Consider the following 517-nt stretch of genomic DNA (forward strand, 5'->3'; position numbering starts at 1 on the left):
AGTATTATTTATTATTATTATAGGTAATATTAATAAATCATATGGAGTAAATAAAAAAGAAATTTTATTTATAAGTTCTTTTAGTCCGAACTTTATTTCATTTAAAGACCAAATTGAGGGAATTGAATCTGTTTTAGAAGATGAATTTAATTTACAAATTCAATATATGAATTCTGAATCATTTGATAATAAAGTAAATGAAAGTGATTTCTATAATTTATTAAAATATAATATTACAACTTATAAAAATCTTGAAGGAATACTTATAGGTGATGATAATGCTTTAGAGTTTTATTTAAAATATAAAGAAGATTTATTTAAAGATATTCCAACATCATTTTTTGCTACAAGTGATATGGATAATATAGAAAAAGCTTTAACTTATAAAAATGTTTCTGGAGTAAGAGAAGTAGAATCCTTAAATCAAATAATAGAGTTGATAATAAACTATCATAAAAATACAGAAAATATTGTTTTTATAGATAAKCATAATAAAATAAAAAATTATTTTGAAAAT

The 517-nt window shown here is 18.8% G+C and carries 1 protein-coding gene; it reads left to right on the forward strand.

Features of this window, described 5'->3' with window-relative positions:
- On the forward strand, positions 1–517 hold a 517-nt coding region (locus G3997_RS04360), incomplete at both ends, for a hypothetical protein (RefSeq protein WP_330616209.1).

This window comes from Romboutsia sp. 13368 (assembly GCF_018336475.1).
In the GTDB taxonomy this organism is placed as follows: domain Bacteria; phylum Bacillota; class Clostridia; order Peptostreptococcales; family Peptostreptococcaceae; genus Romboutsia.